This is a genomic window from Flavobacterium sp. CG_23.5, from assembly GCF_017875765.1.
Lineage (GTDB): Bacteria > Bacteroidota > Bacteroidia > Flavobacteriales > Flavobacteriaceae > Flavobacterium.
On the sequence record NZ_JAGGNA010000001.1, the window covers coordinates 1508282 to 1532728 of the forward strand.

Consider the following 24447-nt stretch of genomic DNA (forward strand, 5'->3'; position numbering starts at 1 on the left):
GAAACCTATATAAAATCACATTTATGACTGAAAGGACGAATAGAAATTTAATTGTATTTTTAATGTTAGTATTTACTAACTTAATCTTTGCACAAAAATATCTTTTGCCGAATGAGAAATTAATCTACGGTTTTGAAACTCAAAATGGAAAAAAACTCGTTTTAGCAAAAGACAAAAACGATAAATACATCATTTACAGATTTGGGACGAAAAACAAAATTGAATTTGAGTTTCCTGAAAAAACTAAAGCTAGCTGGGATAAATTCAAATATGCATTTTATTTACGTGGTGGTGGAATTCAAAATGAAGGAATGGATTTGAATTACATAAAGTTTATAAATGGAAATTATAAATATGTTATATATGACACTTATTATGCGGTTGAAAATGAAATGTCAATTGGAATAAAAATTACTAACTTAAAAAATAATAAAACAACCGACATTAAAGGTAAAAAAAGTACTCAAAAAGGGAATTTAGTTGATTTTAGATTTAATAAGTTATTAAAAATTGAAGATGAACTCGAAGAGTAACTACTACCCCCCCGATCGCGCCGATATACCACATTCGTTAGCGCGGTTTTGCAAACAGTGCCTACAAAGTTGAGCAAACAATACAAATAACACAAAAAATGTCTACAAAGTACAAAGCCACAACAACCGAAGATGCTTATTTTAGTTCTTTAAGAAATTATGCTGCATTAGAAAATGAATTAGAGGTGGTTTTTTTAGATTTATTTTAGTCGCCAATTGAAATGGGCACAGTTTGCAAAACTGCGCTAGCGATTGTCTGTAAAATAAGAGCGATCGGATTAATCAACACAATCCACAGCCTGCTAGTGAAAACTGGCGGGCTTTTTTTATGTTATTTCATTTCCATTTTCATAAATAGATTCATCTAAAATTTTGTAGGTTTTAAGATATTTAATCGCCTCAATTTCAGCATTTATAATTTCTAAATTATCAGAATAGCGATTCATCTCATAATGATCGAGTACTCCTTTTTGCTCTAGCCTTTTGATATGAAATTTTGCTTTTTGTCTAAACTTCGACAATTCCATCTCTACAGTAACTAATTTTTCCTTGGAAATTTTCAACCTTCCATTTTTGTAATGCGACAAGTTATAAATTTCAAGCAATTCCATTTCTTCGACTTGTTGTATTAAGATTTTCAAATTGAAAGGGTTTTCAACTAATGGCAAAATAACCCTGATCGATCTAACAATTCTTTTAACCACTGTTGGATCTTCTTTTCCCCATTGAAAAATCTGATCATAGCAAAAGTCAATAAATTCTTCAAAATTAAATTCATTTACTTGCATTTTTTTTAATCCCAAAGTCCTTGAATCCGTAGAAGGAAATTCTCTTACTGCTAATTCTTTTGCTATTTCCCCTATGTGGTCTATACAATTCAAACAGGTAGTGGGATCATTGACCGCAGGAGAAATGGCTTTTATGGCAATGTCTACCAATTTTCTGACACCAAAATTCACATCTTGTGTATGGCTCCTAAAAAGCTCAACTTTAAAAGTATTTCTGACAATCGCTCCAACTTCCTTCTTCAAACTAATAATCTGATTCTGTTTGAGTTCCTCATTAAAAACTAATACCATAAGCGCAGTGGTATCTTTCATAATGAATTCTCCTATTATCGGTTTTTGATAAGCATTTTCAAAAAATAATCCCACATCAGAATTAATGATATATTCCGTTACTTTTTCCAGTTTTTTGTAATTCACACTATCCAGATAACCCGTTTCAAATGGACTTACAATTTGTATTTTGAATTTATCAGGGTTTATTTTCGAACGTTTGTAAAGCAAATTTTTTCCGAAAATCCAATTTTCCTGATACAACACATTGATTTCCTGAATCATTTCACATTTTATTCGATTCGTTATACTGGAAACATTCATGTTTATACTTAAATAGGTAATCATATTTGGATAAGACCATGTCAAACAATAAAAAGCGAGAAGAGAGCCCACAGAAAGTGTTAAAAGAAAAGGTGTTTGGTGAAAGATTACAGACGCTAATTGCGGTAGAACACACAAGGAAATCGTACCAATAAACAATCCGATAAATTTTTGCATCTTAATATCATTTGACAAAAAATGTCTTAAAATTCTAGGTGAGAATTGAGAAGATGCCAATTGCATAACCACAAAAATTACGGAAAAAGTTGTTAATGAAATCCCAATAAGAATAGAAATTAAAACATTGGAAACAGAGATTAGCCGACTGTAAATTTGAACTTCGTTCATTCTAAAATTCAATCCAAAATTAATAGTATAATCAACTGTCAAGAGAATAGTACCAATCATAAGGGCGTAAATTCCACTCATAAACGTTCCTAAATCTTTTACTTGATAATTAAATATATTCTTAATTTGTTGTGTACGTTTTTGTGTCATGGTCTAATTTTCAAATAGTAAATTTACCACAAATCTGTCTATAATTTAAATATTGATTACTAATGAATGTTTTCGTTTGCACTAGCAGCGCTAATTTTGATAAAAACGACTACAAATTCTATTGATTTCATCCTTTAATAAAAGTTTTCGGATTAGGATTCTCCTATTCACAAGATGCTATTTACGCTCTAGCGCTGGTTTGCAACGCGGGTAATTAAAACAAAGCAACGTATAAAAAGGGTTATATTTTTTTCTAGAATATTTTACTAAAGAATATCTTAACGCTACAAAAACAACAAAATAAATGATTCACGTTGCAAACGTTTTGTTTACTACTTCAAAATAAGTAGGTACTCGCTGAAAACGAGCACCAGAGAAAAGAGAAATAAACTGCTCGTGTAAATTCTGTTATATTATTTTATTCAACAAAAAACCTGCAAGTGATTCCGAAGTATCGGGACTTGCAGGTTTTTTTTGCTTTAGACAATAATCAAAATTCAGCCTAATAAATAATACCAATTTGAAATGTGAAATAGTCCAAAAAAGTGTGGCATAATGCCGTTGCTATATGAAAATAGTACATTGAAATTGGACTATATTGAATATGCAAACGGTATAAAACTGTTACTCCAATATTATTTATTCCCGTCCGTTAGCGTTTTCATAAAAGCGACAATATCTTTTTCTTCTTGATCCGTTAAACCTAAATTTCCAAGTTCATCGTGATTGACCGTTTCCGGAATTTCAGCTGCTGGAAAAGACTCTACATCCCTCTTATTATAAAAATGCATAACTTCCTCTAGCGTATTATAAAAACCATTATGAAAATAAGGCGCTGAAATCGCAACATTCCGTAAGGTAGGCACTTTGAATTTTCCGTTATGACTGGCATCATTTACGGTTTTTCCTAATCCTAAATCGATGGCATTTTTCCCATCAGGATTAAATTGTACAGGCAGATTGTAAAAAGGATTATTTGGGTTTTTGGGAACCCCAATATTATCATACGTAAAATCAGTAAACAATACTTTTCCACTGGCTTCATCGGGATCTATAATGTGGCAGGCGGCACAGTTTCCTTTTTTCTCATTTTTAAAAAGTTCCATTCCTCTGGCTTCTTGCATCGTCAGCGTTGCTTGACCTTTTAGATAATAATCAAATTTTGATGTAAAAGGATTTAACTCCGATGACTTTTCAAAGGCAGCAATTGCATCGGCTATATTGTTAACTATTTTATCCGTATTCGTTTCAGCACCATAAACGGATAAGTACAAATTATAATAGGCAGCATTTTGCAATTTATTAACCAACATCGCAGGATTAGTTATATTCATCTCTAAAGGATTCATAAACGGCTTCTTAGCCTGCTCTTGCAACGTATGTACGCGACCATCCAGAAAGAATCCTCCAAAATAAGTATCTTCCGTTGCATCATATTGCAGTGTAGGGGAATACATAGAATAGGCAATACTCGAGGAATTTCTATTTCCAAAAAGACCATTAACTGCGCCTTCTGAAACAATATTATGATTCAAATCGCTAAAACCAGTTTGAGGATTATGGCAGGTAGCGCAAGATTGTCCAATTGGGTTAGAAAGATTTTGATCAAAAAACAGCTTTTTTCCCAAGGCAACTTTATCAATTGGAGTAATAAAACTATAATCCCTTTCGTTTTCGCATGAGACTAAAACTGCCATTAAAACGATAATTCTTAGGACAAAACCTATTTTTGTTATTACTATATTTTTCATGAATTTTAATCTAATTAATTGAAATGGGCACTAAATCCTAAATAAAAACTTCTCCCAGTTGCAGGAATAATTCCAGGTCCAGGATATTCGTCTGTTCTTCTTGTAAAATAGGCTTTATCAGCAATATTATTTACGCCAAACTTAACTAGGAAATTATTGATCTTGTAGTTTCCGCTAAAATCCAATACAGTATACGAAGGAAGATATCCAGCAATGGGATCGTCACTTTTTACGGCATTTGAGGCATCGCCAAAAGCATCACCAACATAATTCACTTGAAAAGTAGAAGACAATCTTTTGCTGTTATAAATGATTCCAACTCTGTTAATGTTTTTGGCAGCAGCCTCAACACGTTTTCCATTAAACTCCCCTGATTTATATTTCGCATCTATATAAGAATACGAATTAAAAATACTCAATCCATATTTTGAATCTTCATTCAAGTATTTTAAAACATTAAACTCAATGTAGCTTTCCACTCCTTTGTGCACACTGTTGGCAATGTTAGTTCGTACCGTATAATCTTCATTTGTCGTTGGATCAGTTCTTAAAACAACACCAATTCTGTCGTTATAAGCCATAAAAAATCCGCTAACATCAAAATTTAAATAGTTTTTGATGGTTCCTTTATATCCAAAATCAGAATTGTATCCCTTTGCGTCTTTCAAATTTGGGTCTACGAAAGAAGAAATGCCAAGAGGCTCTAATTCAGCATAACTAATAGGTCGGTAAGATTGACTGATATTAGCGTAAATAGAGGTGTTTCTTGTGGGCTTATATTCGGCACCAGTACCAAACAAAGCGAAATACCTATTTCTGCTTTGGTCTGTATTTAACTTGTCGTTTTCTTCAACTTTATATCCCAAAGCCGTCGTATTTAAATACTCAAAACGCACCCCTGGGGTGATCGTAAATTTGTCATTAATTCTAAAGATATTCTCAACAAAAGGAGCAATATTAGTGGTGGTTAAATCAAAATTATAACCCCAATCTCCATTGATTGACAAATCGAAATCTGAATTTGTAGTACCCTCACCACCGCCTAATCTTTTGAACCAAGCATAACTGTGTCTTAAACCTCCGGCAACAGTTGACATTTGATTTCCTAACCCATAAACTTGAGAAACACGCAATTCTGTGGTCACGTTATTCATATTTTCTATCCCAACTTCTCGCGGTACATATTGATTAGTAGCTGGATCAATAGTGTCATCAGCTTCTGGACCCCCATCTTCATTTCTCCAAACCAAAGATCGGTTGCTAAAGAGGTACGATGTTTTTAAACTAATTTTAGTGTTTTCAGACGGAGTATAATTGGCGAAAGCCGTTACAATATTCCAAGGGGTTTTTAGCCAGTTTCTTGTGCGCGTAGATTGTTGCGGATCGTTTTGAAACTGTTCGTCAGTAAGTCCGCCCGGCATTTTTAACTTATTTCGAAGTATAGAATATTCTACTCCAAATTTCAATTTATCAGAAGCATTGTATTGCATTTTCCCAAAACCCGATAACTGCCATTGCTCACTGTTTGGTCTGTAACCATCTAATTTTCTGTATTGAATATAACTGTAGTAACTCCACTTTTTATAGTTTCCACCAATAGAGTTGAACGAATTATACAAGCCAAAACTGCCTATGGTTTGTGCGGTTTTAAATTCGAAAGGTTTATTAAGTGGTGCATCATCCAAGACATAATTTACCATACCGCCAAATTGCGAGCCAAATTGTAAAGATGCAGCGCCGCGAATCATTTCTATTCTTGTAACAGATTCCATTGAAGGTAAATAATACGCTTCATTATATCCGTAAGTATCGGCACTTACATTATATCCATTTTGACGTGTATTCATCTCAATACTTTGTATTGGATTTAATCCGCGTGTTGCAATTCCATTGGCAGTAAATCCGCTGCTTTCCGTTTCTACGATGTTCAATCCTGGAATTCTACCTAATATTTGACGGGTATTGTTTATCGCTTTGTTAGCGTCCAAACTGTCAATGACAATTACCTCTGTTTTTTTTCCAGCGTATATTATTCCATCTTTCTCGTCCAAAAAATGGCCAATTCCATTTAACGTTTTATAACCTTTTATAATCACTTCATCAAGGTTTTTTATACTGTCTTTTGGCGCTATCTGTGCAATTCCAATTGACGATACTAGAAGCATGATAAGGAGCAAAATATTCTTCATTTTTATTTAGATTGATTAAACGGTGGCAAAAATAAAAAACTATTCTTATTTAAACTAATTTTAAATAGAGTTATTTTAACGAAATTTTATCAAAAAATAAGAACTTTGAAAACACAGAGATTATCCCATCAAAAAACCGAAAAATAGATACAAATGACTTTACACATCGAAACCCCTGCCCTGCTTTTCTCCGCCACTTCTTTAATATTATTGGCCTACACCAACCGGTTTTTGACTGTCGCCACTATCGTTAGAGGATTGAAAAAAACATACAAAGAGAAAGAAAACAAAATGATTTTGTTGGAAATAAAAAATCTGAACCTGCGATTAACCCTTATCCGCTATATGCAAATGGCGGGTGTGTTGAGTTTATTTTTATCGGTATTTACAATGTTATTATTATTTTTAGAGCAACAAGTGGGTGGAATTTATCTTTTTGGATTGAGCTTGCTTTGTTTACTTATTTCGTTGGGATTATCGTTTTGGGAAATTAATATTTCAGTCGATGCATTACGATTGCATTTAAGTGATCTGATTCAGAAATAATGTTTTAAAATCTATATAAAAAAAGAGCTGTAAAATTGATTTACAGCTCTTTTTTAGTTTGTTGAAAAACGCTACTGATTTAAAATCCCGTCGTCTTCCTTCTTCTCTTTATTCAATAAATTAGGATTTTCTTTAACCAACTTGTTTTTAGTTGGAATCTTATAATTCAGGCTAAAGCCAAATTTTCTCGTATCTTGTTTACTACTGATTAACAATGGCGTTTGAAAGGCATTGAAAGCATTTCTATTGGTATTCAAAACATCATCCGCATAAATAGAAAGTGTCAATTGGTCTTTCAAGAACTTTTTAGAAAAAGTAAGGTCTAATGAATTTCTAATTGGTTCAACAGCTATGAAATAAAAATAATTTCCTTTTGGGATAATATAGTTGTAATTGGCCACAAATTTTATCTTTTTTGGCAACACAATCTGCGACATGAAGTTAAACATCCAGAAGCCATTAGTATCTACATTTGGAATTTGGTGGTATTGGTAACCCGCATACACATACAAAAAGTTCATCGTATCGGGATTCACATTCATTTTCATGGTTTCGGCCAGCCCTTTGGTAAACAACATATACGGAATTGGCATCCCAACGCTAAAATTATGAATCTTCACCTCAGGTATATTCTCGTTAGTATTGATTACCAAATCATTATCAAGTGTCACTCTGTTAATCACTTGATTCTTTGCTGAACTGATATTGTAACTGACAAACGCATAATCAAAAGCACTTAATTTTACTTCGTAATTATCAAAAATCGTAGGTTGTAAGTTAGGATTACCGGAATAATCTACATTCGGATTTTGATAGTTCGTATTGTTTGGGTTCAATGCTGAGGTGCTCGGCAGCGTAATTTTTTTATTGTAATTCACATTGAAATTAATCGAACGACTAAAATTATACTGCGCACTTGCATTTGGAAAAAATCTAAATTGCTTGAAAGCACTTAATACTGCGAGGTCTGTTTTACCCGTGATATTGTAATCTTCGGCTCGACCACCCAAAATAAAATTTAGTTTATCAAATTTAGTTTGAATCTCAAAATAAGATGCGGCGGTTTTACGTTTATACTCTAAATTACTAACTCCCTTGCTTGCTGCATCAAAAAGTAATTCTTCATACAATCCACCAAAACTTACTTTTCCTTCATCAGACAACTTGATGGGTTGCGAATAATCAAACTTTGCATTATACAAATTTTGGTTGGATGAATTCACTAAAGTTGAAGCCGAATTACCCACCGGACTTAATTCAAAATCATTGGTATTGTTATTATAATTGAATTTAAACTCCAGCTTTTTAGCGGTGTTTTCAAATTTCTTCTGATACGTAACAACCGCATCTTGGCGCAAGCCGGTACTCTTGGAGGCATCATTAGTGCTAAAACCAGGCCCGTTTCCTAATGTATTGCTGTCATTATTATTTTTAGTTACATCGTAATTCAGCAATAAACGGTCTTTACCAATATCAAATGTTAAGGCCGATTTTATAAAATTATTTCTTCCTGTACGATCTGCATCCGTTTTTGAAAGTAACGAATTCATGCCGTTTTCTTGTTTCTCGAGGGAAGTCCAGACCGCACTTTCTCTGTAATTTTGGCCCACATTTAATTGCCATCCAAAATATTTATTTTTGGCACTCAACAAAAGGCTGTTGTTCATTCTCCAACGTACATCATCATAACTCGTAAAACTCGTGCTGTTAGTATAGGTCGCACTCAGGTAATTCTTCGCATTTTTATTGGTAATAATATTTAAAATCGCACCGCCAGAAGTAGCTGGAAATTCAGCTCCCGGTTGTGTAATAATTTCGATTTTTTCAATCGCATTTGCAGGCATTCCCTCTAAAAAAGCATTCAGTTCAGTAGTAGAAATATTAAGGGGTCTACCATCCATAAAAACGTCCAATTGTTTTCCCTGATACATCATTCCTGCAATATCCGAGGCGATTAATCCCGGCAGTTTTTTAATTCCTTCTAAAACAGAACCCGTGTTTAAATTAGGTTGGTCCGCAAAATTAAAAATGGTGCGATCCGCTTTTTGTTCAATCGCTTTTTTGGTTGTTATAATAGTAACCTCATTTAATTCAGTCGTTTTTTCGGTGGCTTTTTCAGAAGTAGTTTGAGCAGAAGCTGCAAATACGCCCGCAAAAGTTATCATGGCTATTAGACCTAATTTTCGCATAATTTTCTATTTGATTTTGCTGTAAGACTTTGTAAGATATTATTTGTTACAGTTTTTTAGAATAATTTTAGTACAAAAAAAATCTGTCCTAAATAAATTCATATATCTTTGCCCGCTTTTTAAAATTGAAAAAAATGACAAAGAATAATGTATTAAAAGGAGTTTTCTTAGTAGGACTGGGCGCCACGAGTTATGGAATGCTGGCTACTTTTGTAAAGATGGCTTATGGCGAAGGTTTTACCACTCCAGAAGTAACAACGGCTCAATTTGTATATGGATTACTTGGCTTGCTACTTATAAATCTGTTTCAAAAAGCAAAAAAACGAAATGAAGTCGTTAAAGCTTCTAAGAAAAATATAGGTCAATTAATGTTAGCCGGAACTTCATTAGGAATGACCAGCATATTTTATTATTTGGCTATTAAGTACATTCCTGTTTCGATTGCCATCATTTTGTTGATGCAAACGGTTTGGATGGGTGTTTTATTCGAAATGATTTTAGAAAAAAAAATACCTTCCACTCAAAAAATCATATCGGTACTAATCGTTTTGATTGGGACCGCACTTGCTACAAACCTCATTGAAAACAAAGTGACGTTAGACTGGCGCGGAATCGTTTTAGGGCTTCTGGCCGCAACATCATTCACAACAACAATGTTTACTGCTAATCGGGTGGCAACTCATGTTTCACCGGCGCAACGCAGTTTATATATGTTATTGGGTGGCGCAATAATTATATTTGGTTTTGCGATTGCAACACAAACTACTCCTTTTAATTTTGGAATTTTCATGAAATGGGGAATTGTTTTGGCTCTTTTTGGGACTGTAATTCCACCTTTATTGTTTAATGCCGGTTTTCCTTTAACTGGAATTGGACTGGGAAGTATTGTCTCCGCATTGGAACTTCCAGTTTCGGTAATGATGGCTTATTTTCTTCTGAATGAAAAAGTAAATGCAATTCAATGGTTTGGAATAGTTTTGATCATTTTGGCAATTGTCATTATGAATGTCAACTTTAAAAAACAAAACTGATTATATTAAAAGAGTAATTATTACTTTCCACTAAAGCGAGCTTTACTTTTTGTTATTATCATTAACAAGGAGAGTAAGAGATTAAGAGTCATTATAGTCAAAACTTTTTTTACATAAAATCAGTACATGTTGGAAATGCTGCTGGAAATCTTTACTGATTTATTTACAAAAAACTCATTGCTAAAGCATAACAAAGCCAACATCTCTAAATCTCTAGATCTCATTGTTTCAATATTTTGACAGTTATTATATAGAGTGAAATGTTTTTTATTGAAGTAGCGAATGACACTGAAAGTAATAATTGCATTAATTTCAGTTAAATTTTTATAAATTCGTAATAAATAACTCAATTATGAATTTACCTTGGCATCTCTATGTAATGGCTTTTATTTACATATTGGCTGGAATGAACCACTTTAGAAATCCGCGTTTATATCTAAAAATCATTCCTCCGTACTTCCCAAACCCAAAATTATTAAATACCATAAGCGGTCTCGCCGAAATATTTTTAGGAATCGCATTGTGTATCCCTGTTCTTTCTAGTTACGCTGCATGGGGAGTAATCGCTTTGTTGATTGCTATTTTCCCAACGCATCTGTATATGTATTTTGATGAAAAAGCACGTATGGGCTTGCCTAAATGGGTTTTGTTATTACGCATGCCATTGCAATTAGGGTTAATTTATTGGGCCTATATTTATACCTAAAAAGTTGAAATCCTTATTTGACAATAGTCCCGATCCAATCGATCTTAATCTGCCATATGCAGAGGTCGTTTATTATCCCACTTTTTTTGACAAAAAAGAGGCTGATGCGATTTATGCTGAATTAGTAAGCACCATTCCTTGGCAACAAGACGAAATTACTGTGTATGGCAAGAAGCATTTACAGCCCAGACTAACTGCTTTATACGGAAATGAGGGGAAATCCTATTCGTACTCGAATATAAAAATGCAGCCGCACCCTTGGAATTTGCTTTTGCAAAAGATAAAATCACAAGTTGAAACTGTTTCCAATGCAAAATTCACTGCCGTTTTACTCAATTACTATCGCGACGGAAAAGACAGCAACGTCTGGCACGCCGATAATGAAAAGGAATTGGGAATAAATCCCGTGATTGCCTCGGTCAGCTTTGGTGGCGAACGTACTTTTCAATTGAAACACAATTCCGACAAAGACCAGAAAAAAAGTATCGTTCTAGAACACGGAAGTTTATTGATTATGAAAGGGACGACACAGCATTTTTGGAAACATCAAATTCCCAAAACCGCTAAACCTGTAGAACCGAGAATAAATTTGACATTTCGTGTAATCAAATAATCGTTTTAAATCAAAAATAATAAGACTGTCCGTTACTAATACAAAAAAAACATTATAATTTTTAAACTGTGAGGTTAAGAGATGCCGGCTTTGCTCTGTTTTTACAATGAGGTTTTGCGTTTTTTAGAATAAAGTAATAAAGATATCAAGCGGCATTCGCGACCTTCAGTAATTTTCTTTAAGATTTTTTGGCAACATTGACTCTTAATCTCTTATTCTCATTGTTGTTGAAAGTAAGTAATTAGTACGAGTTCGTTTAGCGCACAGTCATAAAAAATTATTACATTTGAAACAAATACTGCTGACTATGAATGATATTGTTTCTTATTTTTCCACAATACCTTCTTCCCATAGAAGTTTAATTTTGGTTAGCGGTATCACCATTTTTTGGCTGATAGAAAATGCTTTTCCACTTTTTAATTTTGGTTACAAAAAATGGCATCATGCGAGTATCAATATTTTTTTGACGCTAACAACTATCATCATAAATTTCTTTTTGGCTTTTATTTTATTAAAATCCGCTGATTGGACCATCGCAAATCATTTTGGAATTTTACAATGGCTGCCTCAAATGCCTTTATGGCTTTATACCTTAATCGGATTGCTCCTATTGGATTTAATTGGTGCTTATTTGGTGCATTTAGTCGAACACAAAGCTAAATTCTTATGGCGTTTTCACCTAATTCATCATACGGACACATGGGTGGATACTACATCGGCCAACAGACATCATCCAGGAGAGAGTATTATTCGTTTTACGTTTACAACTTTGGGCGTTTTTATTGTAGGAAGCCCAATGTGGCTGGTTTTCCTCTATCAAACCTTATCAGTCGTGGCAACACAATTTAACCATGCTAACATTTCTATTCCTAAAAAATTAGATACCTTCTTGAGTTATTTTATCGTTTCTCCTGATATGCATAAAGTTCACCACCATCATGTTTTACCCTATACGGATAGCAATTACGGAAATATCTTTTCGGTTTGGGACCGTCTTTTTGGTACTTTTATGACGCTTCCAAAAGAAGAAATAATCTATGGAATAGATACTCATCCAATGCCTAAAGAACATAATAATTTAAAAAACTTATTGAAAATACCGTTTCAAAAACAACACAAAACAGAAAAGAGTAAAAAACAATAAAAAAAAGCATAATTTTGATAAGAAGTAATTATATTTTTTCTTAATATTGGATGATAATTAGAAATGTAATTTATTAATCATTAACAACTTATTTGAATTAATTTTCACGTGATGAAAAAGAGTAACCGCAAAGAATTGAACTGGGAACAAACAGAAAAACTTGTTACAATGGCTCTAGAAGAAAAAAATCCTTTTGAAATTATCAAAAAAGAATTTGGTTTGGCTGAAAAAGAGATTTTGGAGATCATGAAAAAGAAGATGCCTGCAGAAAAATTTGAAATGTGGAAAAAGAAAGCTACTGCAAATAAACCAAAACCAAAACCCGTTAAAATAGATGATTTTGACGAAGATTTGGATGGGAAATATTATATAAAAAACAAACTTGACTAAAAACGAAACTCCTGTAATTCAGGAGTTTTTTTTATCCCATCGTTAATTATAATCTGGAAATAGTGGTATCAGTAACATTAAAAGAGGAGAATTTCATATTTGAAATAAAAGGTTTGCACAAAATTTGGGCAATGGAAAGTAAAATTATAGTTCCCAAAGCAAACATACTAAGAGTCCATCAGGACCAAGACGATTTTACCTTTTGGAAAGGTTTTAGAATGCCCGGTACCGAACCCTGGTTTAATAGCTGCTGGAACATTTTATAAAAAAGGCAGAAATTTTTGGAACGTCATGAATAAAAAAAATGCTTTAATTGTAGAATTAAAAGACCAGTATTTCAAGAAATTAATCGTTGAGGTGGAAAACCCAATAGAAACATTGAATTTATTAAACACTAAATAATATGAAAACAACATTATTCTCATTCTTAATTTTATTTTCTACACTTTGTTTTTCTCAGGAAAAAAAAGAGGCTATTTCTTTTGACAAAAAAGAAATCACGATCAATCCTCTGATAAAAGGAACTTTATATTCCCCCTTAAAAGCGAATAAAAAAACAAATCTCGTTATTCTAATTGCGGGTTCCGGTCCCACTGACAGAGATGGAAATCAAAAAGGAATGACCAATAATTCTTTAAAAGATTTAGCAGAAGATTTAGCTAAAAATGATATTGCAGTTTTCAGCTATGACAAAAGGATTATTGCCCAAATGGCCGCTGGGACTATAAACGAAAAAGACCTTTCTTTTGATGATTTTATAAATGATGCTAAAGACGTTTTAGCTTTCTTTAAAAATCAAAAAAAATACAACAAAATCACAATAGCTGGTCACAGTGAAGGTTCATTGATAGGAATGGTCGCTGCGAATGGCAAAGCCGATGCTTATATTTCATTGGCAGGAGCCGGACGAACAATTGATGCCGTTTTAATAGAGCAAATAGAAAAACAGGCTCCTTTTCTAAAAGATGAAGTACAAGCAGATCTTGAAATTTTGAAAAGCGGAAAAACATTCGAATTAAAAAATAAAATGCTAGCTTCCCTTTTTAGAGAAAGCGTTCAACCTTATATGATTTCTTGGATAAAATACAATCCACAAAACGAAATCAAAAAACTTCAAATTCCGGTGCTATTAGTTAATGGAACTAAAGATTTGCAAGTAACCGTTTCAGAAGCTGAATTATTAAAAAAAGCCAAACCTGAAGCTCAACTTGTCATTATTGAAGACATGAATCATGTTTTCAAAGAAATAAAGGGAGACGATACGGAGAATATGAAATCGTATTCAGATCCAAATTTACAAGTAGCCGAAAAATTAGTGGCAGCTATCAATCTTTTCATAAAATCGTTATAAGCTGTAACAATTCGATAGAAAAAAGACTAATCGTTAAAATAAAATAACAATGAAAAAAATAATTTTTGCATTTGCATTCGCTTCTGTACTTTGGAGCTGTAAAACAGCAGGTACTTCCGTTTCCTCTTCGACAAAAAAAGACGTTTTAGTAAGCATTAATCTGAATGACATTAAGGATGACAAGGTGATGGTTACCGTGGATGCTCCGTCAATTACAACTGATGAAATTACGTATCAAATTCCTAAAACAGTTCCAGGAACTTATTCAGAGGACAACTACGGCAGATATATTGATGATTTAAAAGCGTATGACACCAAAGGAAATCTTTTGACCGTAAAGAAAACAGATGTTAATTCTTGGTCAATTGCCAATGCAAAAACCTTGGATAAAATTACTTATTTGGTAAACGACTCCTTTGACACCGAAACTGGGAAAAAATTTGGTGATGATGAAATTTTTTCACCTGCAGGGTCTAATATTGATGCCGGTAAAAACATAATGCTTAACACCCATTGTTTTGTGGGTTATTTTACTAATTACATGTCATCACCTTATAAAGTGACCATTTCTCATCCGGCAACACTTTGGGGTGCAACGTCCATGACAGATCAAGATGCAAGCAATACAAGTGACACATTTGTAATGTCTCGTTACGCTGAATTAGTTGAAAACCCAATCATGTATGCTAAACCGGACTACACTACTTTTAATGTAGATGGAATGGACATACAAATTGCTGTTTATTCCCCTACAGGAAAATACACTGCTGAAAGCATTACTCCAGAAATGAAAACGATGATGACTGCACAAAAACATTTTTTAGGAAAAATAAATTCCACTAAAAAATACAGTGTTTTGTTATATTTATCAACGATGAAGGAAAATGACGCCAAAGGATTTGGAGCTTTGGAACATCCTACGGCAACAACGGTAGTACTACCTGAAATTATGCCAAAAGATGAATTAGTAAAATCGATGAAAGATGTGGTTTCACATGAATTTTTTCACATCGTGACCCCTTTATCAATCCATTCTAAAGAGATTCAATATTTTGATTACAACGCGCCTAAAATGTCACAACATTTATGGATGTATGAAGGAGTAACAGAATATTTTGCTAATCTTTTCCAAATAAACCAAGGGTTAATCAACGAAGATGAGTTTTACACTCGCATGGCTGAAAAAATTGAAAGAGCTAGCACACTGAACGACACCATGTCATTTACCACTATGAGTGCTAATGTATTAACAAAACCATACAAAGACCAATACTTGAACGTATACGAAAAAGGAGCGCTTATCGGGATGTGTTTGGACATCATAATTCGAGAAAAAAGCAATGGCGAAAGAGGGATTCTTGATTTAATGCAAAAATTATCAAACGAATATGGCCCTACCAAACCATTTAACGACGATGAACTTTTTGCAAAGATCACAGCATTAACTTATCCTGAAGTAGGTACTTTTTTAACTACTTATGTTTCTGGAACAACTCCAATTCCTTATGCAACGTATCTTGCAAAAGTTGGAGTAACAAACTCTACTGAAAAAATAGCCGGTAATGTTTTCTTGAAAGGACAATCTCCATACATAACCGTAAATCAACAAACGAAAGAAATTTTTATCATTCCTAATATAGAACTAAACGACTTTTATAAAAGTCTGGGTCTTAAAGGAGGCGATATTTTAATGGCAATTAATGAAAAACCATACACGTTGGACAATATTTATGAAATGATTTCCGCAAGTCAAACTTGGAAAGAAAATGATGCCATTTCAGTAAAAATAAAACGTGATGGTAAGCAACAGGTAATCAACGGAAAAATAAAACTTCCTTATGAAGAAAAAGCGGGTCTTAAAGCAACTGATGCGAGCAAAAGCAAATTAAAAGAAGCTTGGTTTAAAGGCTAAATTTTAAAAAATATCAGAAAATCTCAATTTAGAAATAGATTGGGATTTTTTTTTGTGAAATTTGAAGCACTTACCAAATCATTCCAACAATTTTCTTTATTTTGCGCCAAAATAAAAACAACAATGAAAAAATCTATTATCGCATTTGTTACGCTTGTACTATTATCATCTTGTAGCAAAAATGAATCAAAAACTAACTTGCATATTACCGGAAATATAAAAGGATTAAAAAAAGGAACGCTCTACATTCAAAGAGTTGTTGATACTACTCTTGTTGCAATTGACACCATTAATATTGATGGAAGTTCCGCATTTGAAAGTAATATCGATTTAAAATCTCCTGAGATGCTTTATTTATTTCTTGACAGAGGCGTAAGCAATTCTTTGGACAATAATTTATTTTTTTTTGCTGAACCGGGCAATATCAATATTGAAACTAGTTTAGATGCCTATCTTTCTGGCGCAAAAGTCACAGGATCTAAAAACAATGAATTATATGAAGACTATAAAAAGATAAACAGTCGTTTTAAAGATGAAAGTCTTACTTTAGTTGAACAAAAATTCAACGCTATTAAAAGCAACAACGCAAAAACAATTGATAGCATCAGCGCTAAGCAGGATTCCAATATCAAAAGACGATATTTATTTGCTACCAATTTTGCGTTAAACAACAGAAACTATGAAGTAGCCCCTTATATTGCTTTATCAGACATCTACGACATCAATGTTAAATATTTAGATACGATACAAAAATCAATGTCTCCTAAAGTAGCTCAATCACTTTATGGAAAAAAATTGACTAAATATGTTGCCGAAATAAAAAATCAGAAATAACTAAACGATTTTTTGATAAAGAAATAGAATTAAAAAACCATCTTGTTATTGACAAGATGGTTTTTAGGTTTATATAAAAATAGGACTGAATAAAAATCTACAAATTCAATCTTAATTCAATTAGAAACAATTTTTAACTGTCTAAGTTTGACTAGCGGCAATTCCAGCAATTATCATCCCGACAAACATTAAAACATACAACGAAAAAACAACTACCATCATAATTCCAATATATTTATAGTGTGATTTTAAATATTCCAAAGAAGTAGTTAATGTCTCGGAATCGCTGTTTTTAAATGCTGTTTTAGCATTTGATGCAAATTTATTCAAATAGTATATCGGAAAGAAATAAAGTAGAGCTATTGCAAAGTAAACAAAAGCCATTACAATCCCAAAAGAAGAACCCATCATTCCCATCGCAGGATTAACCTTCCCCATCGCAGAAAATAGTGCCCCAGCAAATAATCCGGCAAGAATAATAAAACCAATTCCTATGTAACCAAGAATAGATAAAAAGTACGCCCACTTTGCTGTTTCCTTAAAAAAGTCCTTTGCAGACTCACTTAGTTTCATTTCGAAATTTTCAATAACTGAATACTCTTCCATCGTTTATATATTTTAGGTTAGATTCCAAATTTAACAAAAAAAATACGACATATCACAAACAGGATACAATTATTAATTTCATTCAAAAACAAAAAACCACCTAACAAAAGTTAGGTGGTTTTATTAAGAGCCGGCGGAGGGACTCGAACCCACGACCTGCTGATTACAAATCAGCTGCTCTAGCCAACTGAGCTACGCTGGCGACTCATTACGGGTGCAAATATAAGCTTGAATTTCTATTTTCCAAAACAAATTCAAACTTTTTTTGCTTTTTTTTTGACTACAATTCGTTGATTTTAGCAATCAATTGATTAGCAGTTTGTTCCAATTCAACATTAATTTGTTTGAAGTGAGCTTTTTTATCTTCCACTTTTTTAGCGTTCACTTTTGTGATTAAACCGTCAAAAGCAGCGATAGCTTCGTCAATTAAAGCGTTAGTTTCTGTTGTTGGTTTTCCAGTTGTAGAAATTTCGAACAAGTAAACTGCTTCAATAATATCTCCTAAAACGTAGTTGATGTCTTTTTTTAAATTTTTAACGTTTGCCATTTTTATCTTTTTTAATTTGGATTTTTAATTTGCGTCTGCAAAAGTACACATTATCTTTATATTACCGACTATGAAATGTAAATTTCTAAAATCGAAGCTTTCCCATTGACAATGAACGAATTCATTGCCGCGGGAAGCAAAACGGTATCCCCTTTTTTATAATGAAACTTATATTCATTATATTCTATTTCAAATGTACCTTCCACACACATATAGACTGTAAACGTTTCTTCCGTTTTAGAAACGGTAATTTTTCCATCTAACGGAATAAAATTAGTGGTGAAATAAGGACAATCCACAACAGAATTGGATTGATTAATTTCCTCGGTATATCTTTTATAAGTATCTACTTTATTAAAGTTTATTGCTTCCAACGCTAAATCAACATGTAATTCTCTAGCGTTTCCGTTCGCATCTACCCTGTCAAAATCATAAAGGCGATAAGTAACATCCGAAGTTTGTTGAATCTCAGCCACCAATAATCCCGCGCCAATAGCGTGTACGGTCCCGGCTTCCAGAAAAAAAACATCTCCTGATTTTACTTTTACATCATCAAGAATTTGGAGTAAGGTATTATTTTTTACATTTTCTAAATATTCGGCGGGATTTGATTTCTCTTTGAAACCTACTATTATTCGAGCATCCTTTTCAGCCTGCATCACATACCACATCTCTGTTTTTCCAAAAGAATTATGGCGTTTTTTAGCCAACTCATCATTTGGATGGACTTGTATGGATAGATCTTCCCGAGCATCTAAATATTTAAAAAGCAACGGAAATTGTTTTCCAAACCTTTTATAAACATCCGAGCCCAAAATTTCATTTGGTGATTCATCAATAATCTCCGTCAATGATTTTCCTTTCAATTCTCCATTCGCAATTACGCTAACATCACCATCTACGGTAGATAATTCCCAACTTTCACCTGTGATTTTTGAAGTAATCGGTTTGTTAAGAACCGTTTTTAATTTTTCACCACCCCAAATTCTTTCTTTCAAGATGGGTTCAAATTGTAAAGGATATATTTTTGAATTCATGTTTTTTATTTACAAATTTTGCCGATTTCAGTACTTAGCCGTAATCCAATTTTATTACTTTATAATACTAATCTTTTAATAGTTTCCAGCGCTTTAGAAATGTGCTTTTGCGCCAGCATGCTATCAAAAATCATTTGAACAACTCCATTTTTATCGATCACAAATGTCACTCTTCTGTGGAGTATCCCAAACAATCCCGATGAAACTCCAAAAAGTTTACTAATCTTTTTATCAGGGTCTGACAAAAGGATAAAAGGGAGTTGATATTGCTTTGCAAATTTTTGATGCGAATCTATACTATCATTGCTAATACCTATTACTTCCGCACCTAGATCTTTAAAATCTTCATATTGATCTCTAAAACTGCAGGCTTCAGCAGTACAAATGGGAGTATTATCTTTGGGGTAAAAATAAATAACTATTGGTTTTTGTCCAACTAAATTTTGGCTGTCAAAATCATTTCCGTTAGTATCTTTTGCTTTAAAATTGGGGATTTTATCACCTACTTTTAATTCCATTGCTCCCCTTTATAAGTTACAAAATTCCGGGGTGTCTCATAAAGAACCACTTCTAACTCGAATCCAGATTCGATTTTTTTTCTGATTTTATTCCAAATCACAACCACAATATTTTCTGCTGTTGGATTTAAATCCTGAAATTCCGGAACATCTAAATTCAAGTTTTTGTGGTCAAACTGATTCTCAACCTCTTCCTTAATAATGTCTGCTAGAAATTTTACATCCATGACAAAACCTGTTTCTGGATCAATTGGCCCAGTAACACTTACTATTAATTCGTAATTATGTCCATGAAAATTAGGATTGTTGCATTTGCCAAAAACTGCGTCATTTTGCTCGAAAGTCCAGTCTTTCCTATATAATCTGTGCGCCGCATTGAAATGGGCTTTTCGCGAAATCGTTACTCTCATAATTTCAAATTTCAGATTTCAAATTTCAGATTCCGCAAGTTTGCGAAACCCATTATTTAAAGTCTTTTATTTAATGTTAATAAATCTTTGAACTGCAATATTATTATTTTACATTTTATGGTCTTCCAAGAAATGATAAAACTCATCAAAAATTATTTTGAACCACACAGTATATATTTCAGGATGAATTTCCATGTCTGTTTTTACATCTTCGATTTTCATCCATTTCCAGTCTTCAACTTCTTCAGCGTTAATTACCGGACTATCGTTATAATATCCTATCATAACATGGTCGAGTTCGTGTTCCGTCAAACCGTTATCAAATGGCGCCTTGTATATAAAATGAAAAAGTTCTTTAAGTTTCGTTTTATAACCCATTTCTTCATACAATCTTCGCGTCCCAGCCTCAATATTAGATTCCCCTTCCCGCTGATGACTACAACAGGTATTGGTCCATAATAATGGAGAATGGTATTTTTGATGTGCTCTTTGTTGCAACATGATTTCGTTTTTACTGTTTAAAATAAAAACCGAAAAAGCCCGATGTAGAATAGCTTTTTCATGCGCTTCAAGTTTTGGCATTAATCCAATTTGCTCATCGTTTATGTTAACTAATATTACGTTTTCTTCTTTCATATGTATTTTTAGCCTTACAAAAATACAAAAATATAATTATTGTAAGCCGCTTTAACGTTCTCTTTCGAGTTGTTGAAGTTCTGTTGTTTTGATATCTTCCATATAAAACCCAATGTAAACCATTTGAGGATTCTTTTGTACTTTTGATAGTCTAAGATAAATAATACAATGCACGAAATAACCATTCGAAAAGCCCGCCGTACTGATTTAAAGAAACTCCTTGCCTTCGAACAGCGAATCATCACTGCCGAACGTCCCTTCGACCCCACCTTAAAAGACGAAAAAATTCACTACTATGATATTGGGAAAATGATTTCAGCTTCTAATATCGAAGTGTTGGTTGCCGAAATTGATTTGGAGGTTATCGGTTCCGGGTACGCCCGTATAGAGAGCGCACAGCCGTATTTAAATCACGCAACCTACGCCTATCTGGGATTTATGTACACTGATTTGAATTACCGGGGAATTGGTGTAAATTCTAAAATCATTGAAAGACTAAAAGAATGGTGCCGTTCGCAAAATATATTTGAACTCCGCTTAGATGTTTACAACGAAAATGCTTCGGCAATGAAGGCTTATGAAAAAGTGGGCTTCAAAAAACACTTGGTAAACATGCGTATCGGTTTGTAAAACTACAGTTTTGTTAATAATAAATCCAAAAGTGATTTGTAATCGCAAATAACAATAGTTAAAACTTACTTAAATCGCTGTTCATTTGTAAAGTAAGAGACATTTTAAAGTTTAAAGTCACTTTATATTTACAGTCATTGTTGTCCGATAAAAAATCACGGAACGTTTATTTTTCTATTTATTTTGGCACTTCACGAGGTTTTAGCCTGCTTTAGCTTGTTTTTGAGTACTGTCTTGAGAATTTGATAAATGAAAAAATATAATTTTTAGTTTCATTTATCGAATTTTATCCCGTAGCCAAATAATCATCAAACAAACCTAATTGAACATCGTCGTCCCCGTCGAGTTTCCATTGTTTTTCGGGACTTTCTAAAAATTTAGTTAGATGAATATAGTTGAATAAATGAATTCTACAAAAACTTACTAAATTTGAAAAAGACCATTGTCTCTTTAGACTTTTCTTTATAACTCCTAATAAGAGATTTACTATTAAGACGCAATAAATTTGAATTTTAATAGCATTTTCATTGTCTCCTAAGAAATATTTTAGCGGGAAATTTTGCTTGATTTGTTTGAATAACAATTCTATTTGCCACCTTATTTTATAAAGTGCCGCTATTGTGTCTGCTCTAAATTCAAACAAATTACTAATAAACTCAAAGCTTCTTTTGTGTTCTCTGTCATAGTATTTTATTTTTCTTAATTTCAATTTGGTTTTACCACTTTCATTATTTACTCCAACCTCAATAATTTCGTCTGATAAAACACCGCTGTGAATGTTCCCTGGAATGTCATTCTTTTGGGTTACTTCGTACTTTGCATTGTCTTTTATTCGAGTTACAAAACCTGTATTTTGTTCGGAAAAATGTGCAAAAGCCTTATAATCAATGTATCCTTTATCGAATATATAAACAGTATGTTCATCGCATTTTAGCTTTTCTAAAAACTGATGGTCGTGAGTTGTTGCAGGTGTAAACCAAACTAAATTGGGAACTTTTTCATCGGCATTTATCACAGTATGCGACTTGATTCCGCCCTTGCTTTTTCCGTCAGCAGACTTTCTTCCAACACACTTTAAGATGTCTTTAAACAGGCTTATTGTGGTGCTGTCAACAATTTTAATCTTTTTCCCTAAGGCTATCTCAATTCGACTGTCCGATAAAACAAAGCTATGTTTCTCGAGCAGATTGTTATAAATTTCTTGAAAAAATTCTACTTTTCTACCCTTGTTTGCGTCTGCCAAAGTACTCTTTTTGGGAAGATGATTAATTCGAACTGTTTCCTCTTTACCTGATAAACCTACCATTCCCCCAGAAACCTCACGCAATGAATTACACTTTTCTAAACAGCAAAAAACCATACTAAACAAATGATCCTTGCATTTGAAATGTTTGACATACCTATCTGAATCATACTTTTTAACTGCTTTGCTAATCATCGAATCATCTATTAAAGAAATCAGCTGTCCGAAAACAGATTTACTCGAAAAATACTTATTTTTACCCATCGTTATTTGAATTTTGCAACTCTAAATTACGATTATTTTAAGAAGCCATTAATTTGGCTTCTTTTTTATCGGACAACAATGATTTACAGTATTAAAAAAATAAATATTACCTCATTATGAAAACAAAAAACCATTTTTTAAGAATACTATTTTTGCTTCAACTATTTATGTTCAATGTCTCTGCGCAAACAACAAATAAACAAAATAACACAAAAAAATCTACTAGTATGGAAAGTCCAATTAAAAAGCCGGGAAATCCCTTTTATTCCAATACGGACGCTACAAAACTCAATCTTACGGATGCAGAATGGAAAAAAGTATTACCCGAAGATGTATATGAAGTAACACGTCATGCGGATACCGAAAGACCTTTCACAGGGAAATATTGGAACACCGATGAAAAAGGAACCTATTATTGTGCAGCCTGTGGAAATAAACTATTTCGCTCTGGCGCTAAATTTTCAAGCAGTTGTGGTTGGCCAAGTTTTTTTGAACAAGACAACAAAAACAGTGTCGTTTACAAAACCGACAATTCACTCGGAATGGAAAGAACTGAATCCCTTTGTGGTAGATGTGGTGGTCATTTAGGACATCTTTTTGATGACGGACCCGCTCCAACCGGAAAAAGATATTGCATGAATTCTATCGCTCTAGACTTTATACCTGATACGAAATAATATGAAAAATCTATTTTTAATTTGTCTATTCACATCACTAAGTATGTTTGGACAAAACACTACAACCGGCAAAGCGGCAAAACAATCTAATTTTGAAACCATAACTTTGGCAGGAGGCTGTTACTGGTGTGTGGAAGCGGTTTATGAAAATCTAAATGGAGTAAAATCGGCGGTTTCTGGGTTTGCAGGAGGAAAAATGGTTAATCCATCTTATGAAGATGTTTCCTCTGGAAGGACGGGATATGCCGAAGCGGTGCAAATCACCTATGATAGAAACATTACCACTTTAGATGAAATTTTCAAAGTTTTCTTTAGCGTTCACGATCCTACGACATTAAATCGTCAAGGTGCTGATGTAGGGACGCAATACCGTTCTGCCATTTTCTACAAAAATGAAGAACAAAAAATAGCGGCACAAGCAATCATGAATGCGCTGAAAAAAGGAAAAATATATGAAAATCCTATAGTAACGGCACTAGAGCCGTTGACCACGTTTTACAAAGCAGAAGACTACCATCAAAATTACTATGCTAACAATAAAAGTCAGCCGTATTGTCAAATGGTCATTCAACCCAAAATGGAAAAATTCGAAAAGCTTTTTAAAGACCGATTGAAAAAGAAAAAATAGAATGAGACAGAAACCGAAAAGAAATTTTCGGTTTTTTTTATATTCTTTTTTAAATTGAAGTTTAGTTTATCCATTTACCTCAACTGCAAACTATTAATTGATATATTTGTTTTTAACAAAATGTATATGTTTTCCTGAAACAATTTGTCAAAACAACAATATTTAAACATTTAATTTTACTA

24 protein-coding genes and 1 tRNA gene are annotated in these 24447 nt (G+C 33.1%); 13 read left to right on the forward strand and 12 right to left on the reverse strand.

Annotated elements, in window-relative coordinates:
- Nucleotides 1-23: 23 nt before the first annotated feature.
- Nucleotides 24-533 carry a hypothetical protein gene (locus H4V97_RS06420; protein WP_209549235.1) on the forward strand — a complete coding sequence of 170 codons (510 nt, stop codon included), beginning with the start codon at nt 24-26 and terminating at the stop codon, nt 531-533.
- A gap of 326 nt (nt 534-859) precedes the next feature.
- Here H4V97_RS06420 and H4V97_RS06430 read toward each other — a convergent pair whose 3' ends face one another.
- The 3 genes from H4V97_RS06430 to H4V97_RS06440 form a co-directional block, all read right to left on the reverse strand.
- The gene (locus H4V97_RS06430) at nt 860-2413 is read right to left on the reverse strand and encodes a DUF2254 family protein (protein WP_209549236.1); all 1554 of its coding nucleotides are present in this window, start codon (nt 2411-2413) and stop codon (nt 860-862) included.
- Nucleotides 2414-3048: 635 nt separating this feature from the next.
- Nucleotides 3049-4164: a cytochrome-c peroxidase gene (locus H4V97_RS06435; RefSeq protein ID WP_209549237.1), complete on the reverse strand. Its 1116-nt coding sequence runs from the start codon at nt 4162-4164 to the stop codon at nt 3049-3051.
- A gap of 14 nt (nt 4165-4178) precedes the next feature.
- The gene (locus tag H4V97_RS06440) at nt 4179-6353 is read right to left on the reverse strand and encodes a TonB-dependent receptor family protein (RefSeq protein WP_209549238.1); all 2175 of its coding nucleotides are present in this window, start codon (nt 6351-6353) and stop codon (nt 4179-4181) included.
- Between the two features lie 153 nt (nt 6354-6506).
- Here H4V97_RS06440 and H4V97_RS06445 point away from each other — a divergent pair, with 153 nt between their 5' ends.
- A complete protein-coding gene (locus tag H4V97_RS06445; RefSeq protein ID WP_196850089.1) occupies nt 6507-6899 on the forward strand; it encodes a DUF2721 domain-containing protein in 393 nt (130 codons plus the stop codon).
- 71 nt (nt 6900-6970) lie between these two features.
- Here H4V97_RS06445 and H4V97_RS06450 read toward each other — a convergent pair whose 3' ends face one another.
- On the reverse strand, nt 6971-9088 hold the full coding sequence (locus H4V97_RS06450) for a TonB-dependent receptor domain-containing protein (protein WP_209549239.1): 2118 nt from the start codon (nt 9086-9088) through the stop codon (nt 6971-6973).
- A gap of 134 nt (nt 9089-9222) precedes the next feature.
- Between H4V97_RS06450 and H4V97_RS06455 the strand changes: the two genes are divergently transcribed.
- The 8 genes from H4V97_RS06455 (at nt 9223) to H4V97_RS06490 (ending at nt 17069) form a co-directional block, all read left to right on the forward strand.
- Nucleotides 9223-10119 carry an EamA family transporter gene (locus H4V97_RS06455; protein ID WP_209549240.1) on the forward strand — a complete coding sequence of 299 codons (897 nt, stop codon included), beginning with the start codon at nt 9223-9225 and terminating at the stop codon, nt 10117-10119.
- A 352-nt stretch (nt 10120-10471) separates the two neighbouring features.
- Nucleotides 10472-10825 carry a DoxX family protein gene (locus H4V97_RS06460; protein ID WP_209549241.1) on the forward strand — a complete coding sequence of 118 codons (354 nt, stop codon included), beginning with the start codon at nt 10472-10474 and terminating at the stop codon, nt 10823-10825.
- Between the two features lie 4 nt (nt 10826-10829).
- Nucleotides 10830-11438, forward strand: coding sequence for an alpha-ketoglutarate-dependent dioxygenase AlkB family protein (locus H4V97_RS06465; protein ID WP_245345202.1), 609 nt, complete (start codon nt 10830-10832; stop codon nt 11436-11438).
- Between the two features lie 307 nt (nt 11439-11745).
- A complete protein-coding gene (locus H4V97_RS06470) occupies nt 11746-12582 on the forward strand; it encodes a sterol desaturase family protein (RefSeq protein WP_209550281.1) in 837 nt (278 codons plus the stop codon).
- Between the two features lie 111 nt (nt 12583-12693).
- Nucleotides 12694-12972 (forward strand): DUF2805 domain-containing protein, encoded by a 279-nt coding sequence (locus tag H4V97_RS06475; RefSeq protein ID WP_066081282.1) that lies wholly within the window; start codon nt 12694-12696, stop codon nt 12970-12972.
- 403 nt (nt 12973-13375) lie between these two features.
- Nucleotides 13376-14323: an alpha/beta hydrolase family protein gene (locus H4V97_RS06480; protein WP_209549242.1), complete on the forward strand. Its 948-nt coding sequence runs from the start codon at nt 13376-13378 to the stop codon at nt 14321-14323.
- 49 nt (nt 14324-14372) lie between these two features.
- Nucleotides 14373-16235, forward strand: a complete 1863-nt coding sequence (locus tag H4V97_RS06485) for a peptidase M61 (RefSeq protein WP_209549243.1) — start codon at nt 14373-14375, stop codon at nt 16233-16235.
- A 123-nt stretch (nt 16236-16358) separates the two neighbouring features.
- Nucleotides 16359-17069, forward strand: a complete 711-nt coding sequence (locus H4V97_RS06490; protein WP_209549244.1) for a DUF4369 domain-containing protein — start codon at nt 16359-16361, stop codon at nt 17067-17069.
- Between the two features lie 141 nt (nt 17070-17210).
- On the opposite strand, the gene H4V97_RS06495 is transcribed toward H4V97_RS06490, so the two are convergent.
- The 7 genes from H4V97_RS06495 to idi all read right to left on the reverse strand — a co-directional run bounded on the left by H4V97_RS06495 (nt 17211) and on the right by idi (nt 20823).
- Nucleotides 17211-17675 (reverse strand): hypothetical protein, encoded by a 465-nt coding sequence (locus H4V97_RS06495; RefSeq protein WP_209549245.1) that lies wholly within the window; start codon nt 17673-17675, stop codon nt 17211-17213.
- 128 nt (nt 17676-17803) lie between these two features.
- Nucleotides 17804-17877 (reverse strand) — tRNA-Thr (locus H4V97_RS06500).
- A 78-nt stretch (nt 17878-17955) separates the two neighbouring features.
- Complete coding sequence (locus tag H4V97_RS06505; protein WP_196849283.1) at nt 17956-18222, reverse strand: hypothetical protein; 267 nt, start codon at nt 18220-18222, stop codon at nt 17956-17958.
- Nucleotides 18223-18290: 68 nt separating this feature from the next.
- Nucleotides 18291-19259, reverse strand: coding sequence for a type I phosphomannose isomerase catalytic subunit (locus tag H4V97_RS06510; RefSeq protein ID WP_209549246.1), 969 nt, complete (start codon nt 19257-19259; stop codon nt 18291-18293).
- Between the two features lie 59 nt (nt 19260-19318).
- Entirely contained in the window at nt 19319-19777 is a 459-nt protein-coding gene (locus H4V97_RS06515) for a peroxiredoxin (RefSeq protein ID WP_209549247.1), read from the reverse strand.
- Nucleotides 19768-20187: a 6-pyruvoyl trahydropterin synthase family protein gene (locus H4V97_RS06520; protein WP_196849286.1), complete on the reverse strand. Its 420-nt coding sequence runs from the start codon at nt 20185-20187 to the stop codon at nt 19768-19770. Before H4V97_RS06520 ends, H4V97_RS06515 begins: the two co-directional genes overlap by 10 nt.
- A 108-nt stretch (nt 20188-20295) precedes the next feature.
- The gene (gene idi, locus H4V97_RS06525) at nt 20296-20823 is read right to left on the reverse strand and encodes an isopentenyl-diphosphate Delta-isomerase (protein ID WP_209549248.1); all 528 of its coding nucleotides are present in this window, start codon (nt 20821-20823) and stop codon (nt 20296-20298) included.
- A 168-nt stretch (nt 20824-20991) separates the two neighbouring features.
- Between idi and H4V97_RS06530 the strand changes: the two genes are divergently transcribed.
- Nucleotides 20992-21453, forward strand: a complete 462-nt coding sequence (locus H4V97_RS06530; RefSeq protein ID WP_209549249.1) for a GNAT family N-acetyltransferase — start codon at nt 20992-20994, stop codon at nt 21451-21453.
- Between the two features lie 286 nt (nt 21454-21739).
- Here the strand turns inward: H4V97_RS06530 and H4V97_RS06535 are convergent, their stop codons facing one another.
- Nucleotides 21740-22960, reverse strand: a complete 1221-nt coding sequence (locus H4V97_RS06535; protein WP_196851623.1) for an IS4 family transposase — start codon at nt 22958-22960, stop codon at nt 21740-21742.
- Nucleotides 22961-23076: 116 nt separating this feature from the next.
- Here H4V97_RS06535 and msrB point away from each other — a divergent pair, with 116 nt between their 5' ends.
- Nucleotides 23077-23637, forward strand: coding sequence for a peptide-methionine (R)-S-oxide reductase MsrB (gene msrB, locus H4V97_RS06540; protein WP_209549250.1), 561 nt, complete (start codon nt 23077-23079; stop codon nt 23635-23637).
- 1 nt (nt 23638) lies between these two features.
- Nucleotides 23639-24265 carry a peptide-methionine (S)-S-oxide reductase MsrA gene (msrA, locus tag H4V97_RS06545; RefSeq protein ID WP_209549251.1) on the forward strand — a complete coding sequence of 209 codons (627 nt, stop codon included), beginning with the start codon at nt 23639-23641 and terminating at the stop codon, nt 24263-24265.
- Nucleotides 24266-24447: the final 182 nt, after the last annotated feature.

What these genes read in the sequence shown, in the direction of transcription:
- H4V97_RS06420 (WP_209549235.1), top strand. Translation starts at nt 24, where the DNA reads ATGACTGAAAGGACGAATAGAAATTTAATTGTATTTTTAATGTTAGTA.
- H4V97_RS06430 (WP_209549236.1), bottom strand. Translation starts at nt 2,413, where the DNA reads ATGACACAAAAACGTACACAACAAATTAAGAATATATTTAATTATCAA.
- H4V97_RS06435 (WP_209549237.1), bottom strand. Translation starts at nt 4,164, where the DNA reads ATGAAAAATATAGTAATAACAAAAATAGGTTTTGTCCTAAGAATTATC.
- H4V97_RS06440 (WP_209549238.1), bottom strand. Translation starts at nt 6,353, where the DNA reads ATGAAGAATATTTTGCTCCTTATCATGCTTCTAGTATCGTCAATTGGA.
- H4V97_RS06445 (WP_196850089.1), top strand. Translation starts at nt 6,507, where the DNA reads ATGACTTTACACATCGAAACCCCTGCCCTGCTTTTCTCCGCCACTTCT.
- H4V97_RS06450 (WP_209549239.1), bottom strand. Translation starts at nt 9,088, where the DNA reads ATGCGAAAATTAGGTCTAATAGCCATGATAACTTTTGCGGGCGTATTT.
- H4V97_RS06455 (WP_209549240.1), top strand. Translation starts at nt 9,223, where the DNA reads ATGACAAAGAATAATGTATTAAAAGGAGTTTTCTTAGTAGGACTGGGC.
- H4V97_RS06460 (WP_209549241.1), top strand. Translation starts at nt 10,472, where the DNA reads ATGAATTTACCTTGGCATCTCTATGTAATGGCTTTTATTTACATATTG.
- H4V97_RS06470 (WP_209550281.1), top strand. Translation starts at nt 11,746, where the DNA reads ATGAATGATATTGTTTCTTATTTTTCCACAATACCTTCTTCCCATAGA.
- H4V97_RS06475 (WP_066081282.1), top strand. Translation starts at nt 12,694, where the DNA reads ATGAAAAAGAGTAACCGCAAAGAATTGAACTGGGAACAAACAGAAAAA.
- H4V97_RS06480 (WP_209549242.1), top strand. Translation starts at nt 13,376, where the DNA reads ATGAAAACAACATTATTCTCATTCTTAATTTTATTTTCTACACTTTGT.
- H4V97_RS06485 (WP_209549243.1), top strand. Translation starts at nt 14,373, where the DNA reads ATGAAAAAAATAATTTTTGCATTTGCATTCGCTTCTGTACTTTGGAGC.
- H4V97_RS06490 (WP_209549244.1), top strand. Translation starts at nt 16,359, where the DNA reads ATGAAAAAATCTATTATCGCATTTGTTACGCTTGTACTATTATCATCT.
- H4V97_RS06495 (WP_209549245.1), bottom strand. Translation starts at nt 17,675, where the DNA reads ATGGAAGAGTATTCAGTTATTGAAAATTTCGAAATGAAACTAAGTGAG.
- H4V97_RS06505 (WP_196849283.1), bottom strand. Translation starts at nt 18,222, where the DNA reads ATGGCAAACGTTAAAAATTTAAAAAAAGACATCAACTACGTTTTAGGA.
- H4V97_RS06510 (WP_209549246.1), bottom strand. Translation starts at nt 19,259, where the DNA reads ATGAATTCAAAAATATATCCTTTACAATTTGAACCCATCTTGAAAGAA.
- H4V97_RS06515 (WP_209549247.1), bottom strand. Translation starts at nt 19,777, where the DNA reads ATGGAATTAAAAGTAGGTGATAAAATCCCCAATTTTAAAGCAAAAGAT.
- H4V97_RS06520 (WP_196849286.1), bottom strand. Translation starts at nt 20,187, where the DNA reads ATGAGAGTAACGATTTCGCGAAAAGCCCATTTCAATGCGGCGCACAGA.
- idi (WP_209549248.1), bottom strand. Translation starts at nt 20,823, where the DNA reads ATGAAAGAAGAAAACGTAATATTAGTTAACATAAACGATGAGCAAATT.
- H4V97_RS06530 (WP_209549249.1), top strand. Translation starts at nt 20,992, where the DNA reads ATGCACGAAATAACCATTCGAAAAGCCCGCCGTACTGATTTAAAGAAA.
- H4V97_RS06535 (WP_196851623.1), bottom strand. Translation starts at nt 22,960, where the DNA reads ATGGGTAAAAATAAGTATTTTTCGAGTAAATCTGTTTTCGGACAGCTG.
- msrB (WP_209549250.1), top strand. Translation starts at nt 23,077, where the DNA reads ATGAAAACAAAAAACCATTTTTTAAGAATACTATTTTTGCTTCAACTA.
- msrA (WP_209549251.1), top strand. Translation starts at nt 23,639, where the DNA reads ATGAAAAATCTATTTTTAATTTGTCTATTCACATCACTAAGTATGTTT.